Source organism: Paraflavitalea devenefica (assembly GCF_011759375.1).
In the GTDB taxonomy this organism is placed as follows: Bacteria; Bacteroidota; Bacteroidia; order Chitinophagales; family Chitinophagaceae; genus Paraflavitalea; species Paraflavitalea devenefica.
In genome coordinates this window covers 2,305,916-2,314,149 of the sequence record NZ_JAARML010000002.1, presented here as the reverse complement: position 1 = coordinate 2,314,149, position 8,234 = coordinate 2,305,916, and the positions used below count along the sequence as shown (strand labels likewise).

Annotated in this window: 10 protein-coding genes and 2 tRNA genes; 4 read left to right on the top strand and 8 right to left on the bottom strand. The window is 44.0% G+C overall.

From position 1 onward, the window contains the following. Positions 1-65 precede the first annotated feature (65 nt). On the top strand, positions 66-1,274 hold the full coding sequence (locus HB364_RS18455) for an ATP-binding protein (protein ID WP_208419990.1): 1,209 nt from the start codon (positions 66-68) through the stop codon (positions 1,272-1,274). Positions 1,275-1,370: 96 nt separating this feature from the next. On the opposite strand, the gene HB364_RS18450 is transcribed toward HB364_RS18455, so the two are convergent. Further along, positions 1,371-1,868, bottom strand: a complete 498-nt coding sequence (locus HB364_RS18450; protein ID WP_167289686.1) for a hypothetical protein — start codon at positions 1,866-1,868, stop codon at positions 1,371-1,373. A 249-nt stretch (positions 1,869-2,117) separates the two neighbouring features. On the opposite strand from HB364_RS18450, the gene HB364_RS18445 reads away from it, so the two are divergent. Continuing rightward, the gene (locus tag HB364_RS18445; RefSeq protein WP_167289685.1) at positions 2,118-2,747 is read left to right on the top strand and encodes a hypothetical protein; all 630 of its coding nucleotides are present in this window, start codon (positions 2,118-2,120) and stop codon (positions 2,745-2,747) included. 167 nt (positions 2,748-2,914) lie between these two features. Here HB364_RS18445 and HB364_RS18440 read toward each other — a convergent pair. The 4 genes from HB364_RS18440 to HB364_RS18425 form a co-directional block, all read right to left on the bottom strand. Next, positions 2,915-3,002: transfer RNA gene (locus HB364_RS18440), tRNA-Ser, on the bottom strand. Between the two features lie 14 nt (positions 3,003-3,016). Next, the gene (locus HB364_RS18435; protein ID WP_167289684.1) at positions 3,017-3,487 is read right to left on the bottom strand and encodes a hypothetical protein; all 471 of its coding nucleotides are present in this window, start codon (positions 3,485-3,487) and stop codon (positions 3,017-3,019) included. Between the two features lie 133 nt (positions 3,488-3,620). Continuing rightward, positions 3,621-3,881: a hypothetical protein gene (locus HB364_RS18430; protein WP_167289683.1), complete on the bottom strand. Its 261-nt coding sequence runs from the start codon at positions 3,879-3,881 to the stop codon at positions 3,621-3,623. 74 nt (positions 3,882-3,955) lie between these two features. Beyond that, positions 3,956-4,040: transfer RNA gene (locus tag HB364_RS18425), tRNA-Ser, on the bottom strand. 223 nt (positions 4,041-4,263) lie between these two features. On the opposite strand from HB364_RS18425, the gene HB364_RS18420 reads away from it, so the two are divergent. Beyond that, positions 4,264-4,677 (top strand): hypothetical protein, encoded by a 414-nt coding sequence (locus HB364_RS18420; RefSeq protein ID WP_167289682.1) that lies wholly within the window; start codon positions 4,264-4,266, stop codon positions 4,675-4,677. 104 nt (positions 4,678-4,781) lie between these two features. Further along, entirely contained in the window at positions 4,782-5,240 is a 459-nt protein-coding gene (locus HB364_RS18415; RefSeq protein ID WP_167289681.1) for a YybH family protein, read from the top strand. Between the two features lie 33 nt (positions 5,241-5,273). Here the strand turns inward: HB364_RS18415 and HB364_RS18410 are convergent, their stop codons facing one another. The 3 genes from HB364_RS18410 to HB364_RS18400 form a co-directional block, all read right to left on the bottom strand. After that, positions 5,274-5,870, bottom strand: coding sequence for a hypothetical protein (locus tag HB364_RS18410; protein WP_167289680.1), 597 nt, complete (start codon positions 5,868-5,870; stop codon positions 5,274-5,276). 156 nt (positions 5,871-6,026) lie between these two features. Continuing rightward, the gene (locus HB364_RS18405) at positions 6,027-7,145 is read right to left on the bottom strand and encodes a serine hydrolase domain-containing protein (RefSeq protein WP_167289679.1); all 1,119 of its coding nucleotides are present in this window, start codon (positions 7,143-7,145) and stop codon (positions 6,027-6,029) included. 135 nt (positions 7,146-7,280) lie between these two features. Beyond that, on the bottom strand, positions 7,281-7,955 hold the full coding sequence (locus HB364_RS18400; protein ID WP_167289678.1) for a hypothetical protein: 675 nt from the start codon (positions 7,953-7,955) through the stop codon (positions 7,281-7,283). Positions 7,956-8,234 lie beyond the last annotated feature (279 nt).

Genomic DNA, 8,234 nt, shown 5'->3' with positions numbered 1-8,234 from the left:
GAAAAAAATCAAAAGCCAATCAATAACCCTTTGTATTTTTAACACGCATCAAGCTCTTTCTTTTATTGCCTACCATCAGGGGTGGGTCAACATCGAGGAATGATGGGTCAACATGCCAAGAATTTACAATCAAAGTATTAACCGGGCAGCGCCGGGTAGGAAAAAGCTATGTATTGCTTCAATTAATGGACCATATCCGGAATACAGATCCTGATGCAAATATCCTGTATATAAACATGGAACTGAATGAATTTGTTTCCATTAAAACACATACAGATTTGAATGCTTATTTGAAAGATAAATTCATTAACGACAAGAATAATTATTTCTTCATAGACGAAGTGCAGGAAATATCTTCTTTTGAGAAAAGTCTTCGCAGTCTGCTGGCTAAAAATATTTGCGACATCTATTGTACAGGCAGTAACGCCAACATGCTTTCAGGAGAACTGGCTACCCATCTTTCTGGAAGATATATAGCTTTCCACATACACAGTTTAAGCTATCAGGAGTTCCTGGAATTTCATCGGTTGGACAACAAATTTGAATCCGTTTTGCAATATCTCCGTTATGGTGGCATGCCATTTTTACCCAATATTGGATTACAAGACGAGCTTCCTTTTGAATACCTGCGGAACGTATATTCAACAATCCTATTAAAAGATGTGGTAGCCCGGGAAAATATACGTAATGTTTCATTTCTTGAAAACCTGGTTATATATCTGGCAAATAATACAGGCAGCTTGTTTTCAGCGAATAACATTAGTAAATATCTTAAATCTCAGCGGGTAGAAATGTCCCCTCAGCTAACTATAAACTATTTAAAAGCCCTTAGCAATGCTTATATAGTCCATAAGGTAACACGCGCAGAAATAGGTGGACTGAAAATATTTGAAATAGGCGAGAAATATTATTTTGAAGATATAGGTCTTCGTAATGCAGTTGTTGGTTTCAATCAGCGTGCTGATATCCATAAGTTATTGGAAAATGCTGTTTACTTACGACTTGTGCAACAAGATTACAAGGTTTTTGTTGGCAAGATGGGTGAAAAGGAAATTGATTTTGCAGGCGACAAGAATGGTTCCAGGTTATATGTGCAAGCCTGCCTCACATTGAATAATGATGAAACAACAGCCCAGCGCGAATTCGGCAATCTCCTACAAATTGAAGACAACTACCCCAAATATGTTGTGACTTTAAACGATATTTCTACAGGTGTGAGTCAGCAGGGAATAATACATATGAATTTGATAGATTTCTTAACTGCAGATCAATAGCTAACAGGGAGGTATTATTTATTCGAACAAAAGAGCCTGGCTGTTTTTCCGGGAAAAAATTTCAAAGGAGTATTGGATGGAGCTAAGTTGTGGAAGTTAAAATTTAATCTCAATGAAACTTCCTCCATCTTCAGAAGCCTTCCGCTTCAAACAAGTGCAATGCAGCCCCAGCAAACAATTGGCGGGATCCATACTGCAATAACTAAATTGTACCATGCCAGACTCCAGGGGATTGATCTTGCGCTCAAGCGTCCAGATCAGCAGATCATAGACCAGATCAGCAGGCAGTCCCTTAGGCAACCAACAAGAAAGATTCCAGCTTCGCATCATCTTTTTAAAAGCACTGCTTACCAGTTTCATTTCTTTCTTAAGAAGTTGATCCGAAGGAGGTAAATCCTCTTTCCTGAGCCCACAGAAATAGCCGAATGTATACGTTCGATCCTCTTTCATCCGGGTGATCTCTTCCAGGATTTCTGCAAAGCTTTTTTCTCTTTCCTGGCAAGGCTTTTCTGTACGGTGCGCCGCCGTAATATCATTCAATAAATGAGGGATATATGGATGCATCGTCGGTACTAATTCATTTTTAATTTCCATTTAATAAGAACTTCCTCAATCAATTCAGGTGTAGTATTGATTGGTTTAATCAACCTGAGCATATACCCACGCAGGTTATACCGGCCGTCTTCCCTGGTTATATATAATTTTAGATGATCCAGATTTTCTATGGCATAAAGTTCCGGAAATTCCTCATCATACTGCCTTTTACATCCAATCGTCGCCAGATCATCTGCAGTGAGTGTGTCAATAGGCTTTTTCGAAATATACATTAATCAAGGCGCCTGGATGGAGGTTAATGCTCAAAAAGTGCAGCATGGAGAGCGCGGCTTTAATGATGCAGAAGCGCGTAAAGTCGGCTATAAAGCAGGGTACAACGATTTTGTTAACCATTTGAAAGAGGCCGGGGCAATTGAAATCCCCGATCCATTGAGAAAGATATTGTTTCTCAAAAAGAAGGACAGGCAGCAGTCTTGCATAAATCAACTGCAATTGACAACTAATTTAGTCATGGCATTTATTTATGACGTCTGCAAAACTCACGGCTTCGCCTATAGCATGTATTCAGGTAGAGTATTGCCGCAAGGGCTGAAATGGGAAGATATGCCGCAAATGGCCTATTTAGAAGAAGACGGAACTGTCAGTGTATACGGTAAAACATCCTTAACAACAGGACAAATCAAAGCCGCAATAGAGCAGCAGAAGACTGTAATCGCAAAATTTATTGATAAAGGCCCGAACTGGCACTGCTTCGTTTATACAATGAAGGGCGTCAACGGGAAAGAAACTGGCCAAGGTCCACATGTTCATTACTTGTCTAATGCTTGGGGAATAAAAAGAGATAAGGTCGTTAGCGACATCAAGGCAGGGAAATATCCTTACACAGGCAACCATATCTCTTATCAACGATACTCCTAAAAACACATATTTAAGCTGCAACAGAAAGCTAAGAGGATCGGAAAGGGATTCGAACCAGGAAAGTACTGGCATACAATACTTTACATTTTTGGCTAAAAAATGAGTAATTTATTTCGAATAACAAAACCCGCTACCAGAGCGGGTTTTCAAAGAAACGAAATTTTCTGCGGAGAGAGAGGGATTCGAACCCCCGGTGCAGTTTCCCACACTCCGCATTTCGAGTGCGGCCCATTCAACCAGCTCTGGCATCTCTCCATAAGGCGGCAGATTCACGCGTCCTTTGCTACCACCCTGTTAATATATTCGATCAGTTCTTTCTTTTCCCGGATATAAGTTGCATGATCCATATCGAGCCCTGACTGGAGGTAAATCGTTGCAATTTCCTCGGTACTCCTATTTTCAGCAAAATACAGTCTTCTGACCTGTTCAATGAAGTCATCCATTGATTGCTCATGGCTCGCAGCACGCATAACAGCTTCCGGGTCCTTATTGATCAGTCGCATTCTTACCCGGTTCGTCAGGTCTGTGGTCAGGTAGGCTTCATCTACCGCCACATTGGCTACCATTTCCGGCGCCACTTTTCCGACGCCATTGCAATAGGCACACCTGCCAGGAGCCCATTTCAACTCCATTTTGAGCCTTTTAATATCATTCAAATCCACTTTGCCTTTACCGAGACACCGTGGACAGGTAACGGTAGTCTTTTTCCTTCTTCTGAATAACCAACTGAAAAAAGCCATACATCACTTGTTAAGGTCGTCCTGCCAAGTTAGAATTTTAAAATGCATCCCTCATCTGGCTTGACAAGTTTTGATTTATAGTAGTATATGTCGTAACTCATTAATGACCTATATTCTCCAAACCTTGTAAAACCTATCCCCTAATAACACATCCGGTGTACAATCCATCTACAAAACCCAGTAATGCTTTTTGCCTTTTTTTATATCCTTTAATCCAGATTACCGGATATAATAAGCCTTTACCCATGATTGCTGGATTGGCCCAATCTACCTTAGCGTACAGTGGTAATTGAGCTTTAACTTCTGCTAAAGGGGTGTCAAAAGGCACTTGCTGCGCCCACCTATAAAAGTCCCAAAAGTAATCTTTGAATATCCCTCTAAATAGTTTTAGCATTGGAATTTATGGTTAGGCAGGTTTGAATGAAATAAAAAAACCCTGACAATCTATTGACCATCAGGGCTTTGCGGCGGAGAGAGAGGGATTCGAACCCCCGGACCTGTGACAGTCAACGGTTTTCAAGACCGCCGCATTCGACCGCTCTGCCATCTCTCCGGCGCAAAAGTAGTATTTCAACTTATTCAACCAAAAAAAATGACAGAAATTATTTTGTTTCAGTGTTTTACGCCGGAAAGTACAGTTTGCCGGCAAAGCGGAAAGACAGAAAGAAAATACAAGCAAAAGATCAATGCTTTCCGCCTTGCCGGCTATTGCAACATTTCCAACACCTGCGAGCACCAAATGGATTTTGTCAGTAACTTTATACAAACCTTATCTTATGCAACTAAAATTAAATGGTATCCTCGCAGCATTCCTTTTCGTAACGCACACCAACCAACCGGCTGTAAATGAAACCTCCACCAACAGCCAGTCCCACACCACCCAACAGGCTGCTCCCCTCACCGATGTATTGGTTTATTGCAATAACAATACGTCTGTTACTTTCACTGTCCGGATGTTCAACCAGGGCACAGCCACCTGGTACTTATTCAATGCGGTGCCTGGCGGCACCAACATCGGACCCGTACCTGAAGGCACCTACAATGTGTTCATTTACCCGAATGGAGGTTCCAGTCAATACAGCTTCAACGGCTTCTGCTCATTTACGGGAACAGGTTATACTGTTTCCTGGTATTCGGTACCTGTAGTGGCGTCGGGCAATTGCAACCAGATCAACATCGCTTACTGGTAAAACAATTTTCCTGGTGCCATAACAAGCAGGCCCCTGGCCAGCTAACCCGGCCGTGCATAGTTTTTGCAGGGAAATCGTAGCCCATTGATTAAAAATTATAAGCTATGAAACGGGAAGAACAAGTGGCTGCGCCGCATGATGAAACAGCGATCCGGACGCTGGCAGACAGCTTTGTGACGGCATTCAACGCAGGGGACATTGACAGAATTATGCAGAACTACCTGCCCGGCAACCAACTCGTCGTTTACGATATTGTACCGCGTAAGCAACACCGTGGCACCGACGCATACCGCGAGGCCTTTGTAGAAATGTTCACGCACTTCAAAGGCAGGCCGCAGATCGCTATTGCCGATCTCCACATCACCGTGGATGGAGACGTCGGATTCGGCCACTGCTTTATGCACGTTACAGGCACTGGCACACAAGGTCAGCCGGTCGACCGCTGGGTGCGCGTTACCAACGGCTATCGCAAGGTCGGCGGCAACTGGCTCATCGCGCTGGAACATATCTCGGTGCCGGTTGATTTTTCAACCGGTAAACTGGTCCCCATCACAAAGCCATAAGGCGGACTTAAGCTGGCTGCTTCCCCGCCCCCACTATTTTTCTTCCTGCCAGGCAACTCCTTTGGCCAGGTGGTAGGAATATTTTTCAGCATTGGCTTCGGTTAGTTTGCCATTATTGTGTTTAAAGAGATTGTATATTTCCTGCAGTTCATGTACAATCTTATCGGCATGCTTTAAACCACTTGTTTTCATTTTTGCAATGAGCGCTGCCTGTGCCTGCATTTGCTTGTCGTTTGCTTCAATCCGGTAACTGATCAGCCGGGGCGTATACTGCACACTGGTGTCCGGACCGGGTCCTGGAGGAGTAGTAGGGAAATTACAAATGAGATCGCATTGCGGGTAGCCTCCTAAAACGCCGCCGCATTTGCATACGAGCTTGCAATACCGGCCATCGAAAGTGGCTTTCCTGCCGCAACTGCCCGCTAAACAGGTTACCCCGCAACTGTCGGTAATGTTATAAATGGGATTGGGTGAAATAGTGTCCACCGGTGAAGGCCCTGCACCTCCTTCCATGTTCTCTACATCCGTTTGCTGTACAATTGAAGCTTGTTCATTCTTTTGGCAGGCTATCCAGAAAAGCAGGCAGGTAAGAAAGGCAATAATGCCAATAATGGGGGCATTCTTTTTCATAAGTGTCAGTTTAAGGTTTAATGATGATGTTACTTAATGAATATAACAAAAGAATGGCATATTGTAAAAATAATTCAGGCTAAGATATTCACCAGTGAGTCATAGTATAGCAGCTTGTTCAATCGGTGTCAGGCAACACATCGCCCACTCAGTTACTTAATGCTCATTCCCTTCCCCGGCATTGGCGCCATTGGTATCTTTAGGAATATTAAAACACTTCAATAAAATATCATCGGTGATATCAGCAGGAGATATTTTGTTGTTGGCTTTATTGGCCATCACGATAACGTACAACTTTTTGGAAGGCACAATTTTAAAATCACAAACACTGCCGATACCTGTTCCACCGCCGCCTTTATGGATCACCACTTCCCCACCACTCATCCGGGAATGCCAGCCGGGCGTATTGGATAACTTTTTGGAATAAGGGACCCACATGGTATTCGTTGTTTTGGGGTTCAGCAGGGTATTCCTGTTTAATGCCTGGCCCAGCTTAATAAAATCCGTCAGCGAGGTTTGTAACCCGCCCGAAGGCACGCCATAATCTGCCGGGCGGAAATGTGAGGCCACTTCTTTCCATTCCCCTTTCTTCACCAAATGCCCCAGGGCTATATTGGCGTTAACGGTATTCACCCCTGTGCGGTTCATTTGAAGCGGACTGAACACCTGCTTATTCATGTATACGGAGTAAGTCATGCCCGATACAGTTTCGATCAACTTACCCAGGATCGCAAAATTGAAATTATTATACTGCTGTTTTTGACCGGGCGTAAAAGCCATGGGTTGTTTACCGGCCTGCTTTACGGTTTCGTCAAAGGAAGTTTCGTCCTTTTCGCCCTTTACATCCGGTATGCCACTGGTATGGGTCATAAATTGCCGGATGCTGATATCGTTCCAGGCTTTCGGGAAGTTTTTCATGTACTTTTTGATGGGATCATCCAACCCTATTTTTCCCTGCTGCACCAATAGCATGACGCCCACACCGGTGAATGCCTTGGACACAGAGCCGATGCTGAAAACCGTTTGCTCGTCTACCTTTCCTTTTTGCTGCCGGGAAGTAACGCCGTATGCTTTCTTGAACAAAACTTTGTTATCCTGTATAACGGCCACCGCCATGCCGGGGAACTCCTCGGTCTCCATGGCCTTGGTAATGATCCGGTCTATCTTTTCATCCATTCCTTTCTGTGCATAGGCGCCTATGCAGCAGGGGAAGATGAGGAAACAACATACGAACAGGGATTGTAGCAGAAAACGGGTAATAGGAGCAGCGGGCATGATATAGGTTTTGGGATTTGATGGGAAAACAACCAGGGAGTTTAAGTTGCTATCAGGAAAAATAAGAATTTTTCCCCCAATACTTTATTAATTTTTGTATGGCGAACCCAACCCGCTAACCGCCTGACTGTATCATCAAAGGCGTCTCAAAGACCGCCGCTTTAGGATGGCTCTTTCTATGGAAGGCAGGAATATCAATAACAGGAAGCCGGAAAGAAGCAGGTAATTGTATTTTATAATGTAAGCGGCTATCCGCAACTGCTCCTCCAGCTTCCAATAAAATTTGTCCCAGGCAGTTGGTCCATCATAATCCCCATCTACAAGGACCGGGACCTGATCAACAGGATCTAGCGGTTCAAAATCGGCAGGATTGGGCGGCATGGGGTTGGCAAAAATGTAAAAACTGTTATCCACCAGTGCGTATCGTTTTACCCGGTATATGAGGAGGCAATTCAGTATCCGCACAAAATCACCATAAGTAATACCATCCCCTAATTCGATCTTGAGCACAGATAGCGTATCGTGTGTGAAGTTCATGCGCTCAATTTCCCGGCGCACAAAATCAAGCTTGGCATGATAGCTGAACTCATCTATTTCAACATAGGCGGGGTCATACCAGAATTCAACGGTGGTAATATGCTTTCCTGCAGCAGCTTCTAATACACCATACCTGGAGTATTTTATGTTTTCTCCATCCGGCTTTTCATCGGTAGGCAAAACCATCCTGATACTGTTGTGACGCACCGGATCTTCCGGGTGGATGATCAACAAGATCACCGGAAGCGCCAGGAGGCTGATGAAGCCGGGCACGTAGTAAAGTTTTGGCCATTGCATATAAACCAGATGCGCCGGCAGAAGGTTTCCATAAAGCGGGCAACACAAACCCCATTCCCCTGATAGTAACCAGGTCCGCCTGGGATACTAAATGGATACTAAATGGGTACTAAATGGCAAAGCTATACCAACCTTATCCCAACGATATATTAAAGGCGCATTTTACTAAAATCGCAACCTCGTCACATCTCCCGCATATACACGGCTGTAAACGTTCAACTGTTTCACAATCAATCACTTCAACTGGCGTAAGCA